The following is a 26,962-nucleotide window of genomic DNA, read 5'->3' on the forward strand; positions in this document are numbered from 1 at the left end:
GCAGTCGACGCGCCCGGGCGTCCGTTCGTTCACGCCGGGCTGCTGACCGCGTCCGACATTGCCACCTGGCGGTCCGGGCGGCCGATGTAGTAGCCCTGTGCGAAGTCGATTTCCAGCTCGCGCAGCATCTCCAGCACCTCGGCCGATTCCACGAACTCCGCCACCACCTTGATGTTGAGCGCCTTGGCCAGCGAGGTGATGCTCTGCACGAACACCCGGTCGCGCTCGCTGTTGAGCATGTTGGCGATGAAGTCGCCTTCGATCTTGAGGAAGTCGAAGGGGAAGCGGCGCAGGTAGTGGAAGGACGAGAAGCCCGAGCCGAAGTCGTCGATCGCCAGGCCGAAGCCTTCCGACTTGAGATCGGTGATGAAGCGTTCGAGCAGCGACAGGTTCTTCACCGTGTCGCGTTCGGTGATTTCGAAGACGATGCGCTCGGGCGCGATGCCGGATGCCTTGACCACGGTGCGCAGGGTGCGGGCGAACTCGGAGAGCACCAGGGCGCGCGGCGACAGGTTGAAGAAGATGTAGCCGTCGTAGTCGCTTTCCTTGATCTTGGCCAGCGCGGCTTCGATGACGATGGTGTCGAGCCGGTGAATGATGCCGATCTTCTCGGCGATCTCGATGAACTGGTCCGCACGCATCAGTTCGCCGTTCACCTCCAGGCGGGAGAGGACTTCCACCGCCGCCAGGCGATTGCCCTGCAGGCCCATGATGGGCTGGAAGAAGGGGATCACGCGGCGCTCGTTGACCGCCGCCAGCACCGCCACGCCCATCTCCGAGACATCGCGGAACACCGCCATCACGTCCTCGGTGGACGGCAGCGACACGCGCTCCTTACCCTCGGCCTTGGCGCGGTACATCATGTTGTCGGCGAACAGGAAGAGGTCCTTGGCGTCCGACGCATGGTCCGGATACACCGCCAGGCCGATGGACACCGAACCGCGGATCTGCTCGCCGCCCGGCGTCGCCTCGAGCGACACCGACTTGGCTGCGGCGAGCACGCGCTGGGCGATCGAGTAGCCCTGCTCGACGTCGGTCTCAGGCAGCACCACGACGAACTCGTCGCCGCCGTAGCGCGCCAGGATGTCGCCGCCGCGCAGCGAGCTGTCCACTGCCTCGGCGAAGCGCTGCAGGAAGCGGTCGCCGGTGGCGTGGCCGTAGTGGTCGTTGATCAGCTTGAAGTTGTCCAGGTCGATCAGCAGCAGGGTGCACTTGGCGTTGTGGCGCTGGCTGCGGCCGATCTCGTAGCCCAGCAGCTCCCAGAACACCCGCTGGTTGTAGAGATCGGTGAGCGGGTCGCGGGTGGCGTAGTACTCCAGGTCGCGGGTGTACTTGTGGATGGCCTTGATCGAGCCCACCACGTTGAGCAGGGTGGACAGGATGCTGTCGAGCACCAGGCTGTGGGTGTGGTCGGCCAGCGCGTCCGACTGCACGCCGATGCCGACGATGCTGCCGATGCGCGGGCGGTCCACGAAGAAGGACTTGATGCGCAGGACCATCGCGTCCTGTTCGGCGTGCGTCAGCGTGCGCTCCTTCTCCGGTGTGTGATGGTGGATGTTCAGCGTGGCCGGTTCGCCGAAGCGGCTGTCGGCGATCAGCGCGTCGCGGATGGACTGCTCGACCTGCTTGCGGCCGTTTTCGTCCGGGCTGAGGTACCAGAAGATCTCGATGTCGAACAGTTCGTCGTCGATCTGGAACACCGAGAACAGCACGTGAGCTTCGATCACGCTGTTGATGTCTTCCAGCAAGCGGCCGACATAAACGCGCCAGTCGCGGATCACCTCGGAGGTGATGACGAATTTCTCCAGCAGGCCGATCTCGAACAGCAGGATGTCCTTGTCCACCGCCACCGAGCGCAGCTTGGTGGCCAGCGACATGATGGAGCCATGTACCTGGTGGAATTCGTCGAAGGTGTGGCGGTCCTCGTTCACCGCGAGGTGGCGCAGGTCGTCGAAGCTGTTGATCGACTCCAGGCTGTTCTCCACCTCGTCCACGCTGCGCTCGATGCGCAGGCTGACCCACCACACCGCGCCGAGCGCCACGATCATGCCGAGCAGCAGGCTGGGCAGGGCGCTGATGTAGAAACCGGTGCGCACGTTCCACAGCACCGCCTCGTAGGGCTGCCGTACTTCGATCGCGCCGAGCACTTCGCCCACTTCGGCGTTGTCGTGGCAGGCCAGGCAGCGCGCTTCGGCCTTGAGCGGGAAGGTGCGGCGGAACACGCCGAACTCGGCCGAATCCGCACCCTCGCCGGTAGCCAGCGTTTCGCGCGCGAGACGGCCGGGGTCGGGCTGGTGGATTTCGCCGTAGCGTTCGACAACCGCCGGCGCGCGGAAGATCATCACCTTTAGGCGGTCATTGCCGGCGTCCGTGTCGTCGCTGCCGTGGATGCCGGCCAGAAAGCGCTCGGCCTCCTCACGGGTCCAGCCGCGGCTCATGATCTCGTACATCGCCGAGAAGGTGAGCGCGGCCACGTCGTCGGCCTGGCTGCGGGCGTGTTCACGGAAAGCTTCGTCGAACCCCTTGCTGATGGCCCACCAACTGCCTCCCAGAAAGACGATGCCGACGACTACCGAGGTAGCGAGGATGAAGCTGCGCAGTTTCATGCGAAGGTGGCCCGAGCCCAAAATGGGCATGAACATACCATCTGTAGGGGTTTACCGCCACGAAGCAGATCAAGAGTTTTCGGGCGGAATTTGACCGCCGTCACGGTCGGACGCATGACGCGGGGGTGGCGCCGCCGATCGCCGGTCTTGCATGGCATTTCCGATGTATGAATAATAAGGTAATACCGAATGCGGGGATCTCATGAAAAAGCAGCTATCCATCGCGCTCGTATCCCAGAAAGGCGGTGCGGGCAAAACCACCATTGCCATGCAGCTTGCCGCCGCGCTCAGCGCAGGCGGCAGGCGGGTGGCGGTGGCCGACCTCGACCCGCAGGAAAGCGCGCTGCGCTGGAATGAAGCGGCCAGCGGCGAACCGCCGTTTCCCGAGCGGGTGTTCGCGGTGGCGGGCGATGCCGCCGCCATCGCCGAAACAGTGAGACGCGGGGCGGAAGAATGCGCCCTGGTGGTGCTCGACTGCCCGCCTTCGATCGAACACCCGCACACCCTGGCCGCACTGGAGTTCGTCGACCTGGCCCTGGTGCCGGTGGTACCCGGGCCGACCGACCTGTGGTCCACCCGCGCGGTGGAGCGGCTGATCCTGCTGGTGCAGCAGCGCCGCCGGGCGCTGCGCGCGGCCTTGCTGCCCAACCGGGTGCAGCGCACCGCACTGGCCGGTGACGTGCTCGAGGTCATGCGCGAATTCAGCCTGCCGGTCATGCCGGTGGCGCTCGCACAGCGAACCGCCTACGCGCAGAGCGCGGTGCAGGGCGGTTCGGTCTTCCAGCTCGGACGTGCGGCGCAGGCCGCACGTGAGGAAATGACGCGGCTGGCGGCCGCGGTGATCGACATGACAGGAGAGAAGAACCGATGACTACCCCGCGCAAGACCCAGTCGGCACTGCGTGCCGCCCTCAAGCAGGAAGACGCCGCGCTGGCCGAGCGCCTGCCGGCGGCACCGGCCGCCAAGCCGGCTCGCAAACCCGCAGCCAGGCCGGCTGCGGCGAAAAAGGCCGGCACGCCGGCCATCGTCACCCAGCCGGCGGAAGCGCCGGTGGCCGCCAAGCCGGCAGCGCCGAAGAAGCCGGCGTCGGCACGAGCGGCGGTGAAGACCCCTGCGAAGCCCGCTGCAGTCAAACCGGCCGCGAAGAAACCTGCCGCGGCCAAGCCTGCAGCGGCGAAAGCCGTTGCGGAAGTCCAGGCCGGCAAGCCTGCCAAGGCGGTCAAAGCGGCCAAGCCGCTCAAGGCGGCCAAGACCGATACGCCGGCAGCTGTCGCGAAGGCTCCGGCGGCCAAGGCGGCAAAGGCGCCTGCGGTCGAGGCGGTACGCAAGGAAAAGCGCGAGAAGGTGGTGCGCGACTCCTTCTCCATGCCAAAGAGCGAGCACGCGCAACTCAAGACCTTGCGTACCGCACTGGCAAGGGAAGGACGGATCTGCACCAAGTCCGAACTGCTGCGCGCCGGCCTGCAATTGCTGGCCGAGCGACAGGCGGCCGAACTCGTGCGCCTGGTCGATGCACTGCCGGTGGTACCCAAGGGCAAGAGCAAGAAGTAAGGGACCGGCGGATTGCGCGGGCTGCACGGCCCGCCGCGAAAGAAGCGGGGCGGCAGTGTGCCGCCCCGTTGTCGTCTACCCTGGCCCGCATTTCTCACACCGTCCCTACTGCGGGTGCCGATGCACTCGCCGTGGCACGCCGCACTCCCTCACGCCGCCTCGACGTAGTGTCAGCTACGCCTTCGGCGTCGATCGGTCCGTACGGCGAACCACTGCGGCGCCTCGGCCCCCTCGTGACGTGCCAGTGTGAGAAATGCGGGCTAGCCGCACCTGCAGCAGCCCGCGCAAGGCGTTGCCCAGGTAGAGGGCGGATGCCGCGCGCAGGTCGGCCAGGGTCAGCACGCGCTCGCGCGCGCGGCCTTCGTCGAGCATCTTCCGGCGCCATACGCCGTCGAGCAGTCCGCAGGTGAGCGGCGGCGTCCACAGTTGGCCGTCCAGTTCCACGAACACGCTGCTGCGCGCGCCTTCGCACAATTCGCCGCGCTCGTTGAAGTACAGCAGGTCGAAGTAGCCGGCGGCCATGGCCTGCGCCAGCTCGCGGTCGTAGAGGCTGCGGGCGGTGGTCTTGTGGCGCAGCAGCGGATCGTTGGCACGCAGCGGGCTGGTGGACAGCGTGACGCTCACAGCGTCCGGCAAGTCGTCCAATGGCGCGGCGGTGATCGCGAATGTTCCATCCGCTTCCAGCTGCAGGCGCACGCGCTGCGGGCCGGCGAGCCCGTCTGCCTGGCGGAGCAAGGCGGCACGTGCCGCCGGCAGGTCGCAGGCAAAGCCCAGCGCGCGCGCCGAGCGCGCCAGGCGGGCGAGATGGCGTTCGAACAGCGGATAGGGCTCAGCCTCGGCCGGATCGCAGCGCAGGGTCTCGATCAGCGCGAAACCCGGCGGCTCACGGTGCACGAAGCTGCCCTTGAGCAGGCACTCGCTCCATTCGTCGTCCGGATCGGAATCGGCCACGATGCCGCTGCCGATGCCCAGGCGGGCACCGCCGCGCCCGTCGATGGCGAGCGTACGGATCGGCACGTTGAAGCGGAAGTCGCCGTCCGGCGCCAGCCAGCCGATCGCGCCGCAATAGACGCCGCGCGGCTGTGCTTCCAGCTCGCGGATGATCTCCATCGCACGGATGCGCGGCGCGCCGGTGACCGAGCCGCAGGGGAAGAGGGCGCGGAAGATGTCGCACAGGCCGGCGGTGACTGGCTCGGCGCTGACCGTGGAGGTCATCTGCCAGACGCTGGGATAGGCCTCGATCTCGCACAAGGCCTCGACCCGTACGCCGCCGGGCGGGGCGAGGCGGCCGAGGTCGTTGCGGATCAGGTCCACGATCATCACGTTCTCGGCGCGGTTCTTGGCGGACTCCGCCAGCGCCTGCGGGTCGCTGGCACGCGGCGCGGTGCCCTTCATCGGCCGGCAGACGAGGCGGCGGCCGCGGCGCTCGATGAACAGCTCCGGCGAACGCGAGAGCAGGCGGCGCTGCCCATCCTCGATATAGGCCCCGTAGCGCACCGGCTGGGCGCGGCGCAGGCGCTCGTAGAGGGCCAGCGGGGCGCCGTAGCTGCGCCCGGCGAGCGCGAAGGTGTAGTTGACCTGGTAGCAGTCGCCGGCGTGGATCAGCGCGCGGATGCGCTCGACCGCGGTGCGGTAGCGCCCGGCGTCCAGCGTCGGCGTGAGATCGACGAGGCCGGCGAGGCGCTGATGCTCGTCCAGCGGCGCGAGCGTGGCCGCGATGTCGTCGGCGGTCTGCGCCGCGCTGCGCCGCTCGCCGCGGGCGAACACCCAGGCGGTGAGCAGCGGCCCCTCGCGCTCGGCCGGCAGCAGCGGCGCGAGGCGCGGCTCCAGCAGATAACCCAGCTCATAGGCGGCCGCCAGCGCCACCCAGTGCCCGGCGGCCTGGGCGGCCTCGATGGCGGCGAAGGTCGCATCTATGTCTTCGGCCCGCTCGCAGCTCAGGGTCTGGCGCAGCTCACTGAGCAGCAGATCGCCGGCGGCATCCTGGTTGTCGTCGAACAGCGCGAAGGGCGGGGTGGGGAGCATGGGGCAGGGCGTGCGGGAGAGGGGGCGATGTTAGCCGAAAGGTTTCGGTGCCGTGACGATGTTGAGTGCGGCAGCCCACCTGTAGGAGCAGCCTTGGCCGCGATACGGCCTGTGATGGAACGACCGCAGCATCACGGCCAAGGCCGCTCCTACAGGGCGGCATTCCGGTGCTCTCGTACGGCAGGTATGCGTCGCGTCTCAATGAAAATCCCGGCTGCGCGCCTCCAGTTGGCCGAGCAGCGCGGAATGGTCCACCACCCGGCCGGCCACCAGATGCACCACCTTGCCCTGGCGGCTGATCTGGCCATAGACGCCGAGCAGGCGGGCGCCGAGCAGTTCGCGGCGCTGGGCTTCCAGCAGTTCCGGGCGGACGATGACGTTGATCAGCCCGGTCTCGTCCTCCAGGGTGACGAACAGCGTGCCCTTGGCGGTGCCCGGACGCTGGCGGCAGGTGACCACGCCGGCTGCGCGGGCGAGCTGGCGGTCCTGGCAGGCGGTGATCTGCTGTGCGCTAAGAAAGCGCATCGCGGCCAGGTGCTCGCGCAGCAGGGCCAGCGGATGCCGCCCCAGCGTGAAGCCCAGGCGGGCGTAGTCGGCGACGATCTCCTGCGCTTCGGAGGCCGCCGGCAGGGCGAGGCGCGCCTCGTTGCGCGGCGCGCCGTGCAGCACGCCGGGTAGCGACACGTCGCCGGCGGCCTGCCACAGCGCCTGGCGGCGGTGGCCGGCCAGCCCGGCCAGTGCGCCGCCGCTGGCCAGGATGCGCAGCTCGGCGGCGTCGAGCGCGGCGCGGTCGGCCAGGTCGGCGACGTCCGCAAACGGGCGCTCTTCGCGCGCGGCGACGATGCGTACGGCCGCGGCGGCATTGAAGCCCTTGACCAGATGCAGGCCCAGGCGCACTGCGGGCGGCGGTCTGGTCGCGCCGTCGGCAGTCGCGGCGGACGGCGCCAACGTGCTCTCCCAGCGGCTGTGGCAGACATCTGGCGGCAGCACCGGCACGTCGTGGCGGCGGGCGTCCTGGATGAGTTGCGACGGCGAATAGAAGCCCATCGGCTGGCTGTTGAGCAGGCCGCACAGGAAGGCTGCCGGGTGGAAGCGTTTGATCCAGGCCGAGCAATACACCAGCAGGGCGAAGCTGGCCGCGTGGGATTCAGGGAAACCGTAGCTGCCGAAGCCCTCGATCTGGCGGCACAGGCGTTCGGCGAACTCCGCCGGATAGTCGTTCTTTGCCATGCCGGCCATCAGCTTCTGGCGGTAGCGGTCGAGTTCGCCCTTGCCGCGCCAGGTGCCCATGGAGCGGCGCAGCTGGTCGGCCTCGCCGGGCGTGAAGCCGGCCGCGGCCATCGCCAGTTGCATGACCTGCTCCTGGAAGATCGGCACGCCCAGGGTGCGTTCCAGCACCGGGCGGATCTCCCCGCGCACGCCGTCCAACGGGTCTTCGCCGCGCGCGGCGCGCTCGCGGGCGCCCAGGTAGGGATGCACCATGCCGCCCTGGATCGGCCCCGGGCGGACGATGGCCACTTCCACCACCAGGTCGTAGAAGGTGCGCGGCTTGAGCCGCGGCAGCATGGTGAGCTGGGCGCGCGACTCGACCTGGAACACGCCGATGGCGTCGGCTGCGCTGAGCATGTCGTACACCGCCGGCACCTCACGCGGGATGTCGGCCATGGTCACGGTGCGCTGCTCCCATTCGGACAGCAGCGCGAGGCTGCGGCGCAGTGCGGAGAGCATGCCCAGGGCGAGCACGTCCACCTTGAGCAGGCCCATGGTGTCGAGGTCGTCCTTGTCCCACTGGATCACCGTGCGCCCGTCCATCGCGGCGTTCTCCACCGGCACCAGTTCGTCCAGCCGGCCGCGCGCGATGACGAAGCCGCCGACGTGCTGCGACAGATGGCGCGGGAAGCCGAGCAGGGTGTGCACCAGGTCGGTGAGCCGGCGTGCGACCGGGCTTGCCGGGTCCAGGCCGGCTTCGCGCAGACGTTCGGGGGCGATCTGGCGGCCGTCGAACCACTGCTGGCCGCGGGTCAGGCGCTCGATGCGCGGCTCGTCCAGGCCCAGCGCGCGGCCGACGTCGCGCAGCGCGCTCCTCGGGCGGTAGCTGATCACCGTGGCGGCCAGCGCGGCGCGCTCGCGACCGTACTTGCGGTACAGGTACTGGATGACCTCCTCGCGGCGGTCGTGCTCGAAATCGACGTCGATGTCCGGCGGCTCGTTGCGCTCGCGCGAGATGAAGCGCTCGATCAGCATGATGCCCTGCTCGGGATGCACCTCGGTGATGCCCAGCGCCCAGCACACCACCGAGTTGGCCGCCGAGCCACGCCCCTGGCACAGGATGCCGACGCTGCGGGCGAAGTGCACGATGTCGTGCACGGTGAGGAAGTAGGGCTCGTAGCGCAGTTCGGCGATCAGGGCGAGTTCGTGCTCCACCATGCCGCGCACCCGCGGCGGTGCGGGATCGTCGGCCGGGGAGGGGCGGCAGTCATGGCCCGGTGCGGCAACTTGCGGGCGGTGGCCCGCCGGTCCATAGCGCCAGGCGAGCCCGCCTTCGACCAGGCGGCGCAGCCAGGAAGCGGCCGATTCGCCCGGCGGCACCAGCTCTTCGGGATATTCGTAGCGCAGTTCGTCCAGCGAGAAAGTGCAGCGGCCCGCCACCACCAGGCTTTCGGCGAGCCACTCGGCCGGCAGGCGGCGGGCCAGTTCTGCCGGGTGGTGCAGGCGGCGTTCGGCGTTGGCGGCCAGCGCAAGGCCGGCTTCGGCCAGCGGGGTGCGCAGGCGGATCGCGGTGAGGACGTCGGCCAGCTCGCGCCGTGCGGCCTCGTGCATCAATGCGCCGGTGGCCGCCACGACCGGCAGTCCGGTGCGGCGGGCGACCGCTTGCACCGTGCCCTGCCGGGCCTGCTCGTCGGGGCCGCAGGGGCAGTCCACCGCAATCCACGCGCGGCCGGGGAAACACCGTCCCAACCAGTCGGCCTGCTCCGCCAGACGCGCTTCCAGGCTTGCACCATCGGCCGGTGCCAGCAGCAAGGCGAGGCAGCCGGGCAGGCCGTCTTCCAGGTCGGCACGGCTCAGGCGGTACTCGCCCTTGGGCGCCGCACGCCGACCCCGGCTGATCAGGCGGGAGAGCCGGCCGTAGCCTCCGCGCTCGGCCGCCAGCAGCACCAGCCCGGTGCCGTCTTCCAGTAACACGCGGCTGCCAACGATCAGCTTGAGCGGCAGCTGCTGGCCACGGATCTCGCCGTGCGCACGCACCACCCCGGCCAGCGTGCATTCGTCGGTGAGCGCCAGTGCGGTGTAGCCCAGTGCTGCGGCCTGCCGGACAAGCTCCTCGGGGTGGGAGGCGCCGAGCAGGAAGCTGAAGCAGGACAGGCAGTGGAGTTCGGCATAAGGAGGGCTGTTCACAGCTGTAATTATATATAGCTTTCGACTGAGAGCAGGGGATCTGCAGGCGCGCTCCACTGCTACCCCGGCGCGTCGTCCAGCATGCGTTCAGCAACTGTCAAATCCTTGCCACAAGCGCTGCAGCGCCGCTTGACACTCCGAGCGGCGGCAGGGTATTACCTCGGTTACAAAAAAACACATGAACGCATCAGGGGTTTTGGGATGGGGGAAAAAATCTCTGCGTGTCTGCATGCGGCCATGCTCGTGGCCGCGACGCTGCTCGCGTCCACCGCGGTCGACTGCGCCCGGGCCCAGCAGGCCCAGGCCAGATGGACCATTGGCTTCGCGCAGGACACGCTGGGCAACGACTGGCGCCGCGCGCAGACCGAAGGCCTGGCCCGTGCCTTCTCCCGCCATCCCGAGGTCCGCTTCCGCCATACCGACGCAGACGGCAACACTGCCCGCCAGGTGCAGGACATCGAGCAACTGGTTGCCGAGGGCATCGACCTGCTGATCACCAGTCCGCGCGACGCCGAACTGATGGCGCCGGTCATCGACCGGGTACGTGCCCGCGGCGTGCCGGTGGTGCTGCTCAGCCGGCGCACCAGCGGTGACAGCCACAACGTCTTCATCCGCGCGGACAACCGCCAGATCGCCCGCCAGGCGGCCGCCCATCTGGCGCAGCGCCTGGGTGGCAAGGGCCGCATCCTGATGCTGCAGCACATTCCCACCACCACGCCGGCCATCGAGCGCACCGAGGGCTTCATGGATGAGCTGGCCAAGCACCCGGGCCTGAGCGTGGTCGCGGTCCGCCGGGCCGACTCATTGCGCGACAAGGCCATCCTGGCGGTCGAGCAGGTCCTCGCCGAAGGCATCGCCTTCGACGCCATCTACGCGCAGAGCGACAGCATGGCCGCCGGCGCCCGCGCCGCACTGCGAAAGCGCGGCATCGACCCGGCCAGCATCCCGACCGTGGGCATCGACTACATCGCCGAGGCGCGCGAAGCCATCCGCGCCGGCAAGCAGGACGCTTCCTTCCTCTACCCGACCTTCGCCGAGGAAGGAGCCGACGCCGCCATGCGCATCCTGCGCGGCGAGCCCGTCCCTCGCGAGATCGTCGTGGAGTCGAAGAAGATTACCCGTGACAACGTTGAACGGATCGAACCGATCTTCTGACATGCCCCGTTTATTCCGTCTGACCCACAGGCTGCTCCTTCTCTGGTTCGCTTCGGTCGCCGCGGTGCTCGGAGTATCGGGCGTCGCCTTCCTGATGTTCGAAGAGCACGAGATCGAGACCGAGCGGCGCGCCCGCATCGAGGCCGCTTTCGCCGTACTGCAGAACCACGTCGACCAGCGCGCGACCCTGCTCGGACGATCGGCGGCCACCATGGCCAACCGCCCCGGGGTGGTGGCCACCATCGGCCTGTACGCCAACTACTTCGACCCCGAGGCGGACAACGCCGCGGTGTTCGACACGCCCGCACGCGAGCTTGCGATGGAGCTTGGCGAACTCGCACGTGCTGCCGGCGCAAGCTGGGCATCGGTCATCGGCCCGCACGGCCCGGTGAGCGCCTACTGGCGCCACGGCGACGAGGACCACAAGGCCTACTTCTCGCTCCGCCCCCAGAGCGCGGAAGTCTATGTCAGCACCGGGGCGGGCGTGCCGTTCCGCGCAATCGACCAGCAGGCCTCGTTCATCGCGCGGGTGACCGCGGTTGCCGGCGCGGACGTGGGCGACGCAACGGTGGTGACCGCCTGCGCCACCGCGGGCGGTCCGGCCCTGGTGGTCAGGCGGCCGATCCAGGTGGATGCTCAGCAAGGCAGCCGCGAGTTCGGCCAGGTCATCCTGGGCGCCTGCCTGGACGAAGCCTTCGTGGACAAGGTCGCTGCGCAGGCCGGTGCCGCCTTCGGCATCGTCGGCGAGCGCAAGCTGTTCAGCGACGCGATGCCGGACATCATTCCGCCGGCAATGGCCGAGCCGCTGGCTTCCCCGGCCCAGCGGGGCGGACTGACCCTGGCCGGGATGCGCTGGCACAGCGACGAGGTCCACGTGCTGGGTGCCGGGGACTGGCTGCTGGGCGACGGCAGCCGCAATACCGCGATGTTCGTGCTCAGCCGCCAGCAGCTGTCCGAGCAGCGCAGCGCCTTGTTCACCGCCGGCCTGGCCGGCATGGGGCTGGCCGCTACCGTGGTCTTCGTCGTGGGGCTGCTGTACCTGCGCCGCAACGTCACCAGTCCGCTGGAACGCCTGGTCGCCGCGGTCGCCAGCTTGCGCGCCGGGCACTACGAGACGGTGGCCGGCGTTCGTCCGGGCGACGAGATCGGCGACCTGGTGCATACCTTCAACACCATGACCGAGCAGATCCGCGAACGCGAGAGCGAGCTGCGCCGGCTGTCGCTGGCGGTCGAGCAGAGCCCCGCGTCGGTCATCATCACCTCGCCGGACGCGAAGATCGAATACGTTAACCCGCGTTTCTCGGAGATCACCGGCTATACCGCGGCGGAGGTCATCGGGCAGGACCCGGGCTTCCTGAAGAGCGGGCACATGCCCGAGGACGTGTACCGCGAGCTGTGGGACACCATCCGCGCGGGCAAGGTGTGGCGCGGCGAACTGTCCAACCGCACCAAGGACGGACGCGTCGTCCATGAACAGACCTCGATCTCGCCGATCTTCGACGACAAGGGTGAGATTGCGCATTTCGTCGCGGTGAAGGAGGACATCACCCGGCGCAAGGAGGCCGAGGCCTATGTCAACCACCTCGCCTACCACGACGCGCTCACCGACCTGCCCAACCGCCGCCTTTTCCGCGACCGGCTCAGCCAGGCCCTGCGCCAGCACCAGCGCAACGGCGGCAAGTTTGCCCTGCTGATCCTCGATCTCGATCATTTCAAGGACATCAACGACAGCCTCGGCCACACGGTGGGCGACGAACTGCTGCGCCTGGTCGCCGGCCGGCTGAGCGGCCTGGTCCGCGAGGCCGACACCCTGGCCCGCCTGGGCGGCGACGAGTTCGCCATCCTGCAGTCCGGCATCCGCCAGCCTTCGGATGCGGCGGTGCTGGCGCAGAAGATCATCGACTCCTTCCGCGAGTCCTTCGAACTCGGACTGATGCGCCTGCACAGCAACACCAGCGTGGGCATCGCGGTGCCGACCGGCGACGTGGTGGACGTGGACGACATGATCAGCCGCGCCGACATCGCGCTGTACAAGGCCAAGGCCGCCGGCCGGGCGGGCTATGTGTACTTCGACGACGCGATGACCGCCCAGGTGCAGAACGACGCCGAGCTCGTGCATGACCTGGCCCGCGCGCTGCAACTCGGCCAGCTGTCGCTCGCTTTCCAGCCACAGGTCGAACTGGCCAGCGGGCGCCTGGTCGGGGTGGAATCGCTGCTGCGCTGGCAGCACCCGCAACTGGGCAACATCCCGCCCATCCGCTTCATTCCGCTGGCGGAGAGCCGCGGCCTGATGCCGGAGATCGGCCTGTGGGTGATGGCCGAGTCCTGCCGCCAGTGGAAACGTTGGCGCGATGAGGGGCTGGACGTCGGGCGGGTGGCGGTCAACGTGTCCGCGGTGCAGTTCAAGGGCGGCCGCGGTTTCGAGAGCATGCTGGAAACCATCGAGCGCAGCGGCGTGCCGCCGGACGTGCTGGAGATCGAGTTCACCGAATCGGCCTTCGTCGACGTCGGCAGCGACACCCTGGCCTGGATCCGCAACCTCAGCGAACGCGGGGTGCACTTCGCCATCGACGACTTCGGCACCGGCTATTCCTCGCTGATCATGCTGCGCCAGCTGCGTGCCCACAAGCTCAAGATCGACCGCGAGTTCGTCAAGGACATGCTGGCGGACCCGAACGATGCGGCCATCGTGCACGCCACGGTGTCGCTGGCCAAGACCCTGGGCATGACCGTGGTGGCCGAAGGCATCGAGGAGGCCGCGCAGGCCGACTATCTGCGCGGCATCGGCTGCGACGTTGGCCAGGGCTACCACTTCGCGCGGCCGATGTCTGCCGAGGACATCCTGACACGCTACCGTCCGGCGTGATCCGCCACGCCGTTTGATGAGAAGATGGCGCCGTCGGCGCCATTTTCATTTTCTGGGAGAACAACAACATGGCCGACGGTTACAACCGCGCCCCCGACCGCAGCCTCGACCCCGCACGCCTGCGCACCCGCTGCGCGCCGGAGAGCCTGGGCTTTTCCACCACCGATGAACTGCCCGAGGTCCCCGGCGGACTCGGCCAGGAGCGCGCCGAGGAGGCACTGCGCTTCGGCCTGGCGATGCACCACCCCGGCTATCACGTCTTCGTGCTCGGCGGCGCCGGTACCGGGCGGCACGCCACCGCCCTGCGCCTGCTGCGCGAAGAGGCGGCCAAGCGGGCGACGCCACCCGACCTGTGCTACCTGCACGACTTCGACAAGCCGCTCAGCCCGCGCCTGCTCAGCCTGCCCGCCGGTCGCGGCGGGGCATTGCGCGGCGACATGCAGACCTTCATCCGCGAGCTGCGCCCGGCCATCGACGCGGCGCTGAGCAGCGAGACCCACGCCAAACGGGTGGAGGCGCTGCAGGAGGCCCACGAGAAGCGCGAGGAGGCCTCGCTGCGCGAGATCGGCCACGCCTGCGCAGCCGACGGCCTGACCCTGCTGCGCACCCCGCAGGGCTTCGTGTTCGCGCCCACGCGCAACGGCGAAACCCTGTCCGCGGAAGAGTTCGAGGCCTTGCCCGAAGACGACCGCAAGGCCTGCGAGGCCCTGGTCGACACCTGGAGCGACCGCCTCACCGACCTGCTCAACCAGTTGCCCGACTGGCGCAAGGCCCTGCACGAGGCCATCGCCCGCGCCGAACGCGACGCGCTGGCGCCCACCGTCACCCACCTGATACGCGGCGTGCGCGAACGCTTTGCCGACCTGCCCGAGGTCGGCGAATTCCTCGACGCGATCTGCCGCGACCTGCTCGACAGCGGCACCATCTGGCGCGGCACCGGCGAGGAGGGCGAGGAGGAGGACGAAGAGGACGGCAGCCGCTTCCAGCGCTACCAGGTGAACCTGCTGGTCGATCACGCCGCCACCGAGGGCGCGCCGGTGATCAGCGAGGACAACCCGGGCTTCGGCAGCCTTGTCGGCCGCATCGAGCATGTCGCCCAGATGGGCATGGCGGTGACCAATTTCACCCTGATCCGTGCTGGCGCCCTGCATCGCGCCAGCGGCGGCTACCTGGTGCTGGACGTGGAGCGCCTGCTCGGCCACCCCTACGCCTGGGAGGCGCTCAAGCGCGTGCTGCGCAGCGGCGAGATCCGCATCGAGCCGCCGTCCGAGGCGCAGGGCTGGAGCAGCACGCTCACCCTGGACCCGGCGCCGGTCCCCTGCGACGTCAAGGTGGTGCTGGTGGGCGAGCGCGAGATGTTCTACCTGCTCAACGAGATGGACCCGGACTTTCCCGAGCTGTTCAAGGTGGCCGCGGACTTCGACGAAGACATTCCGCGCACCGCCGCCAACGAACTGCACTTTGCCGGCCTGCTGGCCAAGCTGGCGCGCTTGTCCGAGCTGCGCCCATTCGACCGCGCTGCCGTCGCGCGCCTGATCGAGCAAGGCTCGCGCCTCGCCGAAGACGGCGGCCGGCTGTCGCTGCGTACCCGCCAGTTGGCCGACGTGATGCGCGAAGCCGACCTGCTCGCGCGCCAGGATGGGCAACCGCGGGTGGGGCGCGCGCAGATCGACCGCGCCATCGCCGCACGCATCCGGCGCTTCGGCCGCTACGCGGAACAGGTGCGCGAGTCCATGCTCGACGGCACCACGCTGATCGCCACCGAAGGCCTGCAGGCCGGCCAGATCAACGGCCTCGTGGTGGTCGAGCTTGGCGGCGAGCGCTTCGGCCACCCGATGCGCATCACCGCGACGGTGCGCCTGGGCGAGGGCGATGTGGTCGACATCGAGCGCGAAACCGAACTGGGCGGCGCGATCCACTCCAAGGGCGTGCTGATCCTGTCCGCCTTCCTCGCCAGCCGCTATGCCCGCCACCAGCCGCTGTCGCTGTCCGCCAGCCTGGTGTTCGAGCAGTCCTACTCGCCGGTGGAAGGCGACTCCGCCTCGCTCGCGGAGTTGTGCGCGCTGCTCTCGGCGCTGGCCGACGTGCCCATCCGACAGTCGCTGGCGATCACCGGCTCGATCAACCAGTTCGGCGGCGTACAGGCCATCGGCGGCGTGAATGAGAAGATCGAGGGCTTCTTCGACCTGTGCGCCGCGCGCGGGCTCACCGGCGAGCAGGGCGTGGTCATCCCCACCGCCTGCATCCGCCACCTGATGCTGCGCGAGGACGTGGTCGAGGCGGTGACCGCCGGGCGCTTCGCGGTGTATGCCGTGGCCACCGTGGACGAGGCGATGGAAGTGCTCACCGGCATGGCCGCCGGCGTGGCCGACAGCAAGGGCATCATGCCGCGCAACACCCTCAACCACAGGGTCGCCACCGCGCTCACCGACATGACGGCAGCCCGCCATGCCTGGAGCGAAGGCAACGTACGACCGCGCAAGAGAGGGCGGCGGCACGAGCACTGAGCCCGGCTCCGCAGCCTCGCCCGGATCAGGCGCCGCCGCAGGGCGGCGCTCCCGCGCGTGGCTTTACGCTTATCCCCAGCGCCCGTGGGCAGAGGTGTGGATAAGCTGTGGGACAGGGCGGGAAGGGACTGAGCGGACGGACTTTTTCCGTGTTGCACAAAAAACGGGCAGGCGGGGCCCGGGGGTTTGGAACGGGGCAGAAAGGGGCCGTTTCCCGCCCACCGGCCGGTGTTCCGGGCCTGTGCTGTGGAAGATTTGCCGGCCTATCCCCAGCATCCGTGGGCAGGCTTGTGGATAAGCTGTGAGGGCGTGCGCCATCCCGTTGAGCGCACTGAGTTTTTCATGCCTGCTCAATTTTCGGGCAGCTCGGTCGTGCGCCATCGCGCGTAGAATCGGGCGTTTCCGCCGCATTGCATCGTCCAGCGCATGACTACGCCCATCCACTACCGCATCCGCCCCGCCAATCCCGCCGCACACCTCTTCGAAGCCAGCGTCACGGTGGCCGAACCGGACGCCGAAGGCCAGGTCTTCAGCCTGCCGGCCTGGATACCCGGCAGCTACATGATCCGAGAGTTCGCGCGCAACATCGTCACCATCCGCGCAGAGGCGGACGGCAAGGCGGTGGCGCTGGAGAAGCTCGACAAGCACAGCTGGCGGGCCGCACGCGTGCCGGCGGGCAGCGCGCTCACCCTGCATTACGAGGTCTATGCCTGGGATCTCTCGGTACGCGCCGCCCATCTCGATCAGACCCACGGCTTCTTCAACGGCACCAGCGTGTTCCTGATGGTGCACGGCCAGGCCGGGCGGCCCTGCACGGTGGACATCCAGCCCCCGGCCGACACCGGCCTGCGCGACTGGCGGGTGATCACCGCGCTGCCGCGCGCACGCGGCAAGGGCGCCGCGAAGGCCTACGGCTTTGGGCTCTACCGTGCGGCGGACTACGACGAACTGATCGACCATCCGGTGGAGATGGGGCGCTTCACCCTGGCCAGCTTCGAGGCCGCCGGCGTGCCGCACGACGTGGCGCTCACCGGCCGCCACGACTGCGACATGGATCGCCTCACCACGGACCTGAAACGCATCTGCGAATGGCAGGTGGCATTGTTCGGCGCGCCCGCGCCGATGGACTACTACGCCTTCCTGACCATGATCGTCGGCGACGGCTACGGCGGCCTGGAGCACCGCGCCTCCACCGCGCTGCTGGCCAGCCGCGCCGACCTGCCGTATCCCGGCATGAAGGCGATGAGCGAGGGCTACCGCCAGTTCCTCGGCCTGTGCAGCCACGAATACTTCCACACCTGGAACGTCAAGCGCATCAAGCCGGCGGCCTTCACCCCCTACGACCTGGCGGTGGAGAACCATACCGGCCTGCTGTGGGCCTTCGAGGGCTTCACCTCCTACTACGACGACTTGGCGCTGGTGCGCAGCGGGGTGATCGGCGTGGACGACTACCTCGGTCTGCTCGGCAAGACCATCTCCAACGTGTTGCGCGGCCCCGGGCGCTTGCGCCAGAGCGTGGCCGAATCCAGCTTCGACGCCTGGACCAAGTACTACCGCCAGGACGAGAACGCCCCCAACGCCATCGTCAGCTACTACGCCAAGGGCTCACTGGTGGCACTGGCCCTGGACCTGCAGTTGCGCGCGGCGAGCGCCGGCGAAAACAGCCTGGACGACGTGATGCGCCTGCTGTGGCAACGCCATGGGCAAACCGGCACCGGCGTGCCCGAGGACGGCATCTTCGCCGCGGTGGAGGACATCGGCGGCAAAACGCTGGCACGCTGGCTGCGCCGCGCGGTGGAAGGCACCGACGACCTGCCGCTGGCGCGCCTGCTCAAACCGTTCGGCGTAGCGTGGTCAGCCGAGCCGGCCAGCGCCGCGCCCTGGCTGGGCGCAAAGCTGGCTGCCGGCAACGGCGAGACCAGGCTGGCCAACGTATACGACGGCGGTCCGGCACAGCGCGCGGGGCTGTCCGCCGGCGACGTGCTGGTGGCGCTGGACGGGCTGAAAATCGGCGCCAGCGGGCTGGACGCCATGCTCGCCCGCCGCCAGCCCGGCGAACGGATAGCGCTCCACGCCTTCCGGCGTGACGAGCTGATGTGCTTCGAGCTGGAACTGGCCGCCGCGCCGGCCGACAAGATCGGCCTCAAGCCGGCGGCAAAGGCCCCGGCGGCGGCGGCGCGGCTGCGCCGCGGCTGGCTGGGGAGCTGAGGCGCCTCGGGTGTAGGAGCGGCCTTGGCCGCGATCCGGGCTGCGGAAAAATGGACGCACGCAAGTGCGTGCAATCCCGTCCCTGCCGGGAAAAGGCTTCAGGCCGCGCTGTCCTTCGCCAGCAGCTTGCCGCGCCAGTAGCGCCAGGCGAGGAAGGCGAACAACGCGGACATGATCAGCCAGAAACCCACGCCCTGCCAGAAAGCGGTCGGGTCGGTGGCCAGAAAATAGTCGCGCGGCGGGCGAACGAAATGTACGCGCCCGGTGGCGATGGCATTGATCGCCGCGCCCACGCCGCCCAAGGCGGGCGCGAACCAGATCAGCAGTCCCAGTCCGACGATCACCCGGTCGAGCAATGGCGAAGGCTGCCGGCGCGGGCGATACACGCTGTCGACGCCCGACCACAGCGCCACCACGAAGCCGGCCGCAGCCACCACCGGCATGACCGCCATGACCGCGCCGAGCGCGGTGGCGGCCAGCATGAAGCTGGCACCTTCCAGCGGCATCACCTGCGCCCAGATCTCCGGCAGGCGGATGAACAGCCAGGCCGAGGCGGCGAGCCCGATCAGGAAGGCGAGCAGGGCGTAAGTGGCCACTCGACGGGAGAAATCGCCGGGCAGTTCGGTTGCACGGGGTTTGGGAAACAGGGGCATGGGTACGGGGGATCGGGGCAAAGGCGGAAGTCTAGCGGATCTTGGCGCCGTGGGCAGAAGGCCGTGCTCAGCCGAAGTAGCCGTGCACATACCATTCGTCCGGCCTGTCCAGCGGATGGAATACCCAGCACAGGGCCTCGTCCCTGTCCCGCGCCACGTAGTAGTCGCGTCGCACGTCGGCGCCGTCCCACCAGCCGGATTCGATGCGCTCCGGGCCGGCCAGCAGGATCAGGCCGGAGCTGCCGCGCAGCGCCCTGGGCTCGGCAAGCAGCCACAGCGGGCGCGGCCCCGGCACCGGTGTGTCGGCCGGCAGGCGTGTACCGGGACGGACCGGGCGCCAGGCCCGCTCGGGGCGGTGGTCGGCACAGGGGCGCAGGCTGGTGACCGCATCCGTCCCCAGCCGGGCGACCAGGCGGTCGAACAGCAGGCCGGCGTTCTCGCGCGCGGTGTCGGGGTCGCCGAACAGATCGGCGGACTTCGGCGCCAGTTCGACCGGCAGGCCGCTTTCCAGGCGCAAGGCCTCGACCGGCGCCGGCAGGGGCAAAGCAGCCAGGCGTTCGCGCGCCAGCAGCCCCAGGCGGGCCTCGTCACGCGAGGGGGCGCCGGTGTAGAGCTCGAGCACGGTGGCCGGGCCGGACTCGTGCTCCAGGGTCAGGCTGCAGTGATCCACCGCCGTCTGGCGGGCGGTGAGCCAGGCGGCCAGGCCGGCAAACAGCCGGCGGGCCGCGAACAGCAGGGGTTCGACGTTGTCGGTGGGCGCAGCCATCGCCACCCGGGCGGTGTAGCGCGCGGGCGGTACGAACCAGTCGCGCAGGTCCGGGGTTTCGCCGCGGGCGCGGGCCAGCGCCGCACTCACCGCCGCCGCCTGCCGGCGGGCCAGCCCGTCGCGTGGCAGACGCAGGACGTCGGCCAGGCTGCGGGCGCCGATGCCGTGCAGCAGCATCAGGATGTCCTTGCCCACGCCGGCATCGGCCAGCACCGCAAGCGGCAGAGGGGCGAGGCATTCCTGCCAGCCGCCACGCGCCATGGCCAGGGTGCCCGGGCTGGAGGCCGCCAGCCAGCGCGCAGCCAGCGGGGTCGGCGCGCCGGCAATGCAGGCCTGCAGGCCGAGCGCGTCCAGTTCCTGGACAAGCGTCCCGGCCAGTGCCTGCAGGCCGCCGAACAGGCGCAGGCTGGCGGAGATCTCCAGCACCAGTCCGCCAGGCGGGTCCAGGCTGACATGAGGCGTGAAGCGACCGGCCCAATGGGCCAGCTCCGCCAGGGTGGCGGTCTCGAGTTCGGGCGCGCGCGGGCGCAGCAGCAGGTCGGGAGCCACCGCCAGCGCCCCCGCCACGCCGTCGCCCGCGCTCACGCCGAGCGCGCGCGCGGCCGGGCTGGCGGCCACCACCTGCTGGCGAGGGCGCGATTCGGTGACCGCCAGCAGGCCGGGATCAGCTGTGCCGCGGGTGAAGACCTGCAAGGGCAGGTCGGGCAGGAGCAGGGCGAGCCAGTACATGGAGGGATGGCGGTGAAAGCTTGGACTCGGTGCGGAGGCCCGGGCGCTGCGGCAGGACGAGTTCGACCGGCGCGCCGGGCGCCGGTCCGCGGCGCTTGAGGATATGGACGAGCAAACGGCCCGCGCGGGCGGACAGCTGCAGGCGCAAGGCGGCAACCGAGGGTTGGCGGGCGGCGTCCGCCGGGCGGAACAGGAACAGCGGCGTGGCCGAGTCTTCCGCCGCCAGCTGCAGGCGGCGCAGCCCGGCGTTGTCGACCCGTCCCGGCCAGGCCAGCACTGCAGTGCAGGCCCCCGATGCGGTGGCCTGGCGGGTGGCCCACAGGGTTTCGGCATCGCTCGCGGTGCGCACCAGCAGCAGGCGTTCCAGCGGCACGCCGGCCGCGGCCAGCGCCGGGGCGTAGGGCAGGCGGGGCGGAGCGATCCAGGCCAGCCAGTGGTCGGCTGGCGTGCTGCGCAGCAGCGGCAGCAACAGGGAGAGTTCGCCCACCCCGGGGCGGGCGGCGAGCAGTTCGATCAGCGCGCCGCGCGGCCAGCCGCCGCCGGGCAGTTGCGCGTCCAGCGCGGCAAAGCCGGTGGGCAACCCGGGCGCGGCGCTGCCGGCCAGGCGGTCGGCCTGCCAGACCAGGCCGGGTGGCAAAGTGGCGAGGGCGAGCGGGTTGGCCATGATGTGAGCGCTGCCATCGGGACTGGGCGCGTCAGTGACCGCCGTCCTGGCGGATCAGCCCGACCATGATGCCTTCGATGGCGAGCGGCTCCTCGCGGGTATCGACCACGATGGGTTCGTAGTCCGGGTTGGCGGGTAGCAACTCGACCAGCGGTCCCTTGCTGCGGAAGGTCTTGACGGTGACGTCGTCGTGCACCCGGGCGACGACGATCTGGCCGTTGCGCACCTCGCTCTGGCGGTGCACCGCGATCAGGTCGCCATCGAGGATGCCGGCGTCGCGCATGCTCATGCCGCGCACCCGCAGCAGGTAGTCGGCACGCGGGGAGAACAGCGCGGGGTCGAGCTGCAGGCGGTGCTCGACGTGCTCGCTGGCGAGGATGGGGCTGCCCGCGGCCACCCGCCCGACCAGCGGCAGGCCCAGGCCTTCGGCCAGGCGGATGCCGCGCGCACGGCCTTCCTCGAGCAGGATCGCGCCCTTGGCGGCCAGCGCGCGCAGATGGGTTTCCGCCGCATTGGGCGAGCGGAAACCGAAGGCTGCGCACACTTCCAGGCGGGTGGGAGGACGGCCTTCGGCTTCGACGGTCTGGCGGATGAAGTCGAGGATCTCGGCCTGGCGGGCGGTGAGCGATTCGCTGCGCGGGGGCATGGCGGGCTCCATGAAGGAGAGAATTGTTGTGCTGTAAGTTTAAACAGTCCTGAAGCGAGCGTCGAGAACAAAGATGCTCCGCGTCGCCCGCCTGCGCTGTACGAGGGAGATGCTGCGATGCGCCTTGAGCCGTTCGTCGATCTGGGCTATTGCTTGAAGCGGATGTGTCCGGCCGCTGAACAATGACCGCTACAAAGGGGAGAGCCGCCATGTTGCTGCGTGAAGTTCGTGTCCCGTCGTCCGGTTCCGGTAGAGTTCGCTACGGTTCCCGGCTAAAATCCCCCGCACGTCAGGGAGGCCCCATGCTGCAGAGCGGAGACACGGCTCCGGCTTTTTCACTGCCGGATGCGGATATGGAGACTTTCGACCTCGCCGCCGAGCGCGGCAGGCATCATGTGGTGCTCTACTTTTACCCCCGCGACAACACGCCGGGATGCACGCTGCAGGCCGCCGATTTCAGCGACCATGAAGCGGAGTTCGCCCGCCACGACTGCATCGTGGTCGGCGTCAGTCCCGACGATTGCCTCACCCACGCCGAGTTCCGGGATCAGCACGGCCTGTCGGTGCGCCTGCTCTCCGACCCCGATACCGAGGTCTGCAGGCTGTACCATGTGTGGCAGCCGAAGGAAGTCGACGGTGTGAAAAAGATGGGTGTGCGACGAACGACCTACATCATCGACAAGCAGGGCATCGTTCGCCACGCACTCCACGACGTCACGCCCCGCGGCCATGTCGCCGCGGTCTATGAATTGGTCAAGGAACTGGAAAAAGACTCATGCAAACCGAAATCGTCAAGAACACCGTCGTAACCCTCAACTACACCGTGCGCGACCCCGAGGGCAACGTGATCGACGACGGCGCGCACCCGCTGGTGTACCTGCACGGCGGCTACGACGGCATCTTCCCGGTGCTCGAAGAACTGCTGCAGGGCAAGAAGGTCGGCGAGCGCTTCGAAGTGAAGCTGCAGCCGGAAGACGCCTTCGGCGACTACGACGAGGAACTGGTGCTGATCGAGGACGCCAAGCTCTTTCCCGAGAACATCGAGGTGGGCATGTCCTTCGAACGTGTCACCGACGACGGTGAAGAGGAAATGATCTACCGCATCACCGACATCGCCGACGGCAAGGTGGTGGTCGACGGCAACCATCCGCTGGCCGGCACCGCGCTGGTGTTCGATGTCACCGTGTCCGAGGTGCGCACCGCGAGCGCCGAGGAGATCGCCCACGGTCACGTGCATGGCGAAGGCGGCCATCACCACTGAGCCACGACCGGGGCCGCGCAAGCGGCCCTTTTCACATCCCGCCCCCGTTTTCCTGATCCACCCCGCGCGCAGATGATCGGCTACATCCGCCAGGTTGCCGGCCCCGACCCCGATGCTCCGCTGCTCGAGGTGGCCGACCTGCGCGTGGCGATCGGCGGCGAGCGGGTGGTGCGCCCGGTGGCCGGCATCGGCTTCCAGCTGCGCGCCGGCGAAACCTTCGCCCTGCTGGGCGAGTCCGGTTGCGGCAAGTCGATGACCGCGCTGGCCATCGCCCGCCTGCTGCCCGACGGCGGCCGGATCGAAGGCGGCAGCCTGCGCCTGCGCGGCGAGGACCTGCTGGCGCACACCGAGGCGCGCATGCGCGCGGTACGCGGCGGGCGCATCGGCATGGTGTTCCAGGAGCCCGGCACCAGCCTCAACCCGGTGATGACCGTGTTTGAGCAGATCGCCGAGGTGCTGGCCCGCCACCGTGGCCTGCGGGGCGCAGCCGCCCGCGCTGAGGCCCGCAGGCTGCTTGACGCGGTGGGCATCCCCGACGCGGAGCGCCGGCTGGATGACTATCCCTTCCAGTTCTCCGGCGGCATGAAGCAGCGGGTGATGATCGCCATGGCGCTGGCCGGCGAACCCGAGCTGCTGATCGCCGACGAGCCGACCACCGCGCTCGACGTCACCATCCAGGCCCAGGTGCTCGACCTGCTCGCCCGCCTGCAGCGCGAGCGCGGCATGGGCATGCTGCTGATCACCCACGACCTCGGCGTGGTCGCGCGCATGGCGCAGCGCGTCGGGGTGATGTACGCCGGCGAGCTGGTCGAGACCGGCGAGCGCAGCGCCTTCTTCGCCGCGCCGCTGCATCCGTATTCGCGCAAGCTGTTCGCCGCACTGCCCGGCGGCCAGCAACGCGGGCGGGCGTTGGACGCGCTGGCCGGCAGCGTCCCGGCGCTGGATGCGGAGATTCCCGGCTGCCGCTTCTCCGCGCGCTGTCCGCAGGCCTTCGCGCCTTGCACGCACGAGTCGCCCGGCTGGCATCGCCGCGATGGCCAGGCGGTGCGCTGCCATCTGTACGCTGAAGGGCACAATGCACCCGTGCCGGCGGCACACATTGCGGCGATCGACGGCCCGGGCCCCGCGCACGGTAAGGCGCCGCTGCTGGCGGTGCGCGACCTTCAGGTGCATTTCCCGGTGCGCAAGGGCATCTTCCGCCGCACCGTGGGGCAGGTGCGCGCGGTCGACGGGGTCAGCCTCGAGTTGCGCCCCGGGCGCACGCTGGCCCTGGTGGGCGAATCGGGCTGCGGCAAGACCACGGTGGGCAAGGCGATCCTGCAGCTGATCCCGCCGACCGCCGGCGAGGTGCGTTTCGACGGACGCGACATGGTCGGGCTGGGCGCCGCTGCACTCGCGCCCATGCGCCGCGCGATGCAGATGGTGTTCCAGGACCCCTTCGCCTCGCTCAACCCGCGCATGCGCATCGGCGAGATCATCGAGGAAGGCATGCTGGCGCTGGGCGTGGGGGGCGACGCGGGCGAACGCGCCCGCCGGGTCGACCAGCTGCTCGATCGCATCGGCCTGTCGCCGGCGATGCGCTGGCGCTACCCGCACGAATTCTCCGGCGGTCAGCGCCAGCGCATCGCCATCGCCCGCGCCCTGGCGGTGATGCCGCGGCTGATCGTGTGCGACGAACCGACCAGCGCGTTGGACGTCTCGGTGCAGGCGCAGCTGCTCAACCTGATGCGCGAGCTGCAGCGCGAGCTGGGCCTGGCCTATCTGTTCATCACCCACAACCTGGCGGTGGTGGACTATCTGGCCGACGAGATCGCGGTGATGTACCTGGGGCGCATCGTCGAACGCGGCGAAGCCGGGCGCGTGCTCGCCGCACCGGCCCATCCCTACACCCGCATGCTGCTCGACGCGGTGCCGCGTATCGACGGGGTGGGGCGGCAGGCCGGACCGGCGCCCGCCGCCGACCTGCCGTCGCCGCTGTCGCCGCCGAGCGGCTGCCACTTCCATCCGCGCTGCCCCAAGGCCGACGAACGCTGCCGGCGCGAATACCCGGCCCCCGGCACCCTGCCGGACGGACGCGAACTGCGCTGCCACCACCCGGACAGCGCCTGATTCCGCGGCAAACGTGACGCTTTTCCGTGCCCGCGGACGGGGTGATCGGCACAATCCGCGGACTTTGCGCGATGCGCTCCTGCGCAGCGCAGCCCACCCGTTTCCGGAGTCTTCCCTTGCCGCTCTTCTGGCGCAAACAGATGAACGTCGGCCATCCCGAGATCGATGCCGACCACCGCTACCTGATCCACCTGATCAACACCGTCGAACTGGTACTGCGCTTCCCGGAGAATCCGGAGCACATGAAGCTGGCCTTCGACGAACTCGAGCACTACGCGGCCGAACATTTCGCCCGCGAGGAAAAGATCCAGATCTCCTGGGGCTATTCGCACTATGACGAGCACCAGCAGGAACACCGCAGGCTGCTGGAGAGCCTTTCGCTGCTGCGCCGGATGATGGAGAAGGCGATGGCGGAAACCTCACCGCCCGCCGATGCGCTGCGCGAACACAGCGGCTACGTGACCGATTTCCTGCGCAAGTGGCTGGTCGACCACGTGATGAAGACCGACCTGAAGATGATCGACCTGTTCAAGGGCCGCAAGGTGTTCTGAACTGCAGCGGCTCAGTTGGCCAGGCGCATCTTGAGCGGAATCAGCCCGGTCACGGCCAGCGCACCGCGCGGATCGCCGCCTTCGGGAACCAGCAGCGCATGCCCGGGAGCAACCTTGCTGCGGCTTCCCAGGCCGTTGAGCTGGCGCAACTGGGAGAGGGTCAGGCGGTGGCGCTTGGCCACCGCGGCGAGCGATTCGCCGCGCTTGAGCCGGTAGGTTCGCCACAGCGGGCCGGATTCGGCAAGGGTCTGCAGGCGGGCTTCGAAAGCCTCGGCGCGGTCGGCGGGCACCACCAGGCTGTAGCCCTCGCGGGTGATCGCCGGCCGATTGAAGGCGGGGTTCAGCGCGACGAACTCCTCGATCGGCATCTCTGCCAGCCGCGCCGCGGTGGCCAGGTCGATGCCGACGGGCGACTCCACGGTGACGAAGTGCGGACGGTTGGCGACATAGGGCAGCTCGAAACCGAACTGCTCGGGATTCATCACGATGTTCTTCAGCGCCTGCAGCTTGGGCACGTAGTTGCGCGTCTCGGCAGGCATGCGCAGGTGGCTGTACTCGGTGGGCAGTCCGGCATCCTCGTTGCGCTGCAGCGCCCGTCCCACCGAGCCTTCGCCCCAGTTGTAGGACGCCAGCGCCAGATGCCAGTCGCCGTGCATGTCGTAGATCTGCTGCAGGTATTCCAGCGCCGCGTCGGTGGAGGCGATCACGTCGCGGCGCTCGTCCACCCACTTGTCCTGGGTGAGCTTGTAGTGCCGGCCGGTGGAGGGGATGAACTGCCACAGGCCGGAGGCGCGGGCGCGCGAGTAGGCCAGCGGGTTGTAGCTGCTCTCCACCATCGGCAGCAGGGCCAGCTCGGCCGGCAGGCCGCGGGCCTCGATCTCGTTGATGATGTGGTAGAGATAACGCCCGCCGCGGGCGAAGACCTGCTTCAGGAAGCCGGGGCGTTCCAGGTAGAAGCGCTGGTAGGACTGCACTGCATCGTTGTCCAGGTCCGGCATGGCGAAGCCGCGCCGGATGCGGTCCCAGATGTCGTTGGCGTCGCGGGTGAGGTCCAGGGTGAGAACCCGGGGCAGGGAGGGGACGCTCAGCGCATGGTGCTGCGCGGTCGTGCCCGGGAGCGCAGTGGTGGCGGGCGACAACAGGGCGAGCGGCCCGATCGGCTCCGGCGGCGGGTTCGTCGTCTGCGCGTGCACGGATGAGGCGAAACACAGGACGAAGCTGCAGATCAGGGCGGTGCGTGTTGCCATGTGCGCCGGTACCGGAGTGCGG

Annotated in this window: 18 protein-coding genes; 10 read left to right on the forward strand and 8 right to left on the reverse strand. The window is 69.4% G+C overall.

Translation table 11 applies throughout. The features are described from left to right. Positions 1 to 29 precede the first annotated feature (29 nt). Positions 30 to 2,606, reverse strand: a complete 2,577-nt coding sequence (locus IAI53_RS05915) for an EAL domain-containing protein (RefSeq protein WP_187717196.1) — start codon at positions 2,604 to 2,606, stop codon at positions 30 to 32. A gap of 202 nt (positions 2,607 to 2,808) precedes the next feature. Between IAI53_RS05915 and parA the strand changes: the two genes are divergently transcribed. Next, the gene (parA, locus tag IAI53_RS05920) at positions 2,809 to 3,477 is read left to right on the forward strand and encodes a ParA family partition ATPase (protein ID WP_187717197.1); all 669 of its coding nucleotides are present in this window, start codon (positions 2,809 to 2,811) and stop codon (positions 3,475 to 3,477) included. Then, on the forward strand, positions 3,474 to 4,157 hold the full coding sequence (locus tag IAI53_RS18690; RefSeq protein ID WP_187717198.1) for a hypothetical protein: 684 nt from the start codon (positions 3,474 to 3,476) through the stop codon (positions 4,155 to 4,157). The genes parA and IAI53_RS18690 overlap by 4 nt, the downstream gene beginning before the upstream one ends. Before the next feature lie 174 nt (positions 4,158 to 4,331). Here the strand turns inward: IAI53_RS18690 and pabB are convergent, their stop codons facing one another. Then, the gene (gene pabB, locus IAI53_RS05930; RefSeq protein WP_187717199.1) at positions 4,332 to 6,182 is read right to left on the reverse strand and encodes an aminodeoxychorismate synthase component I; all 1,851 of its coding nucleotides are present in this window, start codon (positions 6,180 to 6,182) and stop codon (positions 4,332 to 4,334) included. A 198-nt stretch (positions 6,183 to 6,380) separates the two neighbouring features. Continuing rightward, positions 6,381 to 9,578, reverse strand: coding sequence for an error-prone DNA polymerase (locus IAI53_RS05935; protein ID WP_187717200.1), 3,198 nt, complete (start codon positions 9,576 to 9,578; stop codon positions 6,381 to 6,383). A gap of 237 nt (positions 9,579 to 9,815) precedes the next feature. Between IAI53_RS05935 and IAI53_RS05940 the strand changes: the two genes are divergently transcribed. From IAI53_RS05940 to IAI53_RS05955, 4 genes are all read left to right on the forward strand, one after another. After that, positions 9,816 to 10,733, forward strand: a complete 918-nt coding sequence (locus tag IAI53_RS05940) for a substrate-binding domain-containing protein (protein WP_187717201.1) — start codon at positions 9,816 to 9,818, stop codon at positions 10,731 to 10,733. A 1-nt stretch (position 10,734) separates the two neighbouring features. Continuing rightward, complete coding sequence (locus IAI53_RS05945; protein ID WP_187717202.1) at positions 10,735 to 13,599, forward strand: putative bifunctional diguanylate cyclase/phosphodiesterase; 2,865 nt, start codon at positions 10,735 to 10,737, stop codon at positions 13,597 to 13,599. Positions 13,600 to 13,667: 68 nt separating this feature from the next. Next, positions 13,668 to 16,106, forward strand: coding sequence for a Lon protease family protein (locus IAI53_RS05950; protein WP_187717203.1), 2,439 nt, complete (start codon positions 13,668 to 13,670; stop codon positions 16,104 to 16,106). Positions 16,107 to 16,532: 426 nt separating this feature from the next. Beyond that, positions 16,533 to 18,314: a M61 family metallopeptidase gene (locus tag IAI53_RS05955; RefSeq protein ID WP_187717204.1), complete on the forward strand. Its 1,782-nt coding sequence runs from the start codon at positions 16,533 to 16,535 to the stop codon at positions 18,312 to 18,314. Positions 18,315 to 18,412: 98 nt separating this feature from the next. On the opposite strand, the gene IAI53_RS05960 is transcribed toward IAI53_RS05955, so the two are convergent. From IAI53_RS05960 to lexA, 4 genes are all read right to left on the reverse strand, one after another. Beyond that, positions 18,413 to 18,967 carry a hypothetical protein gene (locus tag IAI53_RS05960; RefSeq protein ID WP_187717205.1) on the reverse strand — a complete coding sequence of 185 codons (555 nt, stop codon included), beginning with the start codon at positions 18,965 to 18,967 and terminating at the stop codon, positions 18,413 to 18,415. Between the two features lie 67 nt (positions 18,968 to 19,034). Beyond that, on the reverse strand, positions 19,035 to 20,462 hold the full coding sequence (locus IAI53_RS05965) for a Y-family DNA polymerase (RefSeq protein ID WP_187717206.1): 1,428 nt from the start codon (positions 20,460 to 20,462) through the stop codon (positions 19,035 to 19,037). Further along, positions 20,398 to 21,126 carry a translesion DNA synthesis-associated protein ImuA gene (gene imuA / locus IAI53_RS05970; protein ID WP_187717207.1) on the reverse strand — a complete coding sequence of 243 codons (729 nt, stop codon included), beginning with the start codon at positions 21,124 to 21,126 and terminating at the stop codon, positions 20,398 to 20,400. Before imuA ends, IAI53_RS05965 begins: the two co-directional genes overlap by 65 nt. 31 nt (positions 21,127 to 21,157) lie before the next feature. Beyond that, positions 21,158 to 21,772, reverse strand: coding sequence for a transcriptional repressor LexA (gene lexA / locus IAI53_RS05975; RefSeq protein ID WP_187717208.1), 615 nt, complete (start codon positions 21,770 to 21,772; stop codon positions 21,158 to 21,160). Positions 21,773 to 22,074: 302 nt separating this feature from the next. Here lexA and IAI53_RS05980 point away from each other — a divergent pair, with 302 nt between their 5' ends. From IAI53_RS05980 to IAI53_RS05995, 4 genes are all read left to right on the forward strand, one after another. Next, a complete protein-coding gene (locus IAI53_RS05980) occupies positions 22,075 to 22,581 on the forward strand; it encodes a peroxiredoxin (protein WP_187717209.1) in 507 nt (168 codons plus the stop codon). Then, positions 22,548 to 23,033 carry an FKBP-type peptidyl-prolyl cis-trans isomerase gene (locus tag IAI53_RS05985; RefSeq protein WP_187717210.1) on the forward strand — a complete coding sequence of 162 codons (486 nt, stop codon included), beginning with the start codon at positions 22,548 to 22,550 and terminating at the stop codon, positions 23,031 to 23,033. Before IAI53_RS05980 ends, IAI53_RS05985 begins: the two co-directional genes overlap by 34 nt. A gap of 72 nt (positions 23,034 to 23,105) precedes the next feature. Next, complete coding sequence (locus IAI53_RS05990) at positions 23,106 to 25,142, forward strand: ABC transporter ATP-binding protein (protein WP_187717211.1); 2,037 nt, start codon at positions 23,106 to 23,108, stop codon at positions 25,140 to 25,142. Between the two features lie 116 nt (positions 25,143 to 25,258). Further along, positions 25,259 to 25,693, forward strand: coding sequence for a bacteriohemerythrin (locus IAI53_RS05995; RefSeq protein ID WP_225433142.1), 435 nt, complete (start codon positions 25,259 to 25,261; stop codon positions 25,691 to 25,693). A gap of 11 nt (positions 25,694 to 25,704) precedes the next feature. Here the strand turns inward: IAI53_RS05995 and IAI53_RS06000 are convergent, their stop codons facing one another. Then, entirely contained in the window at positions 25,705 to 26,940 is a 1,236-nt protein-coding gene (locus tag IAI53_RS06000) for a transglycosylase SLT domain-containing protein (protein ID WP_187717212.1), read from the reverse strand. Positions 26,941 to 26,962: the final 22 nt, after the last annotated feature.

It is taken from the genome of Thauera sedimentorum, from assembly GCF_014489115.1.
Taxonomy (GTDB): domain Bacteria; phylum Pseudomonadota; class Gammaproteobacteria; order Burkholderiales; family Rhodocyclaceae; genus Pseudothauera; species Pseudothauera sedimentorum.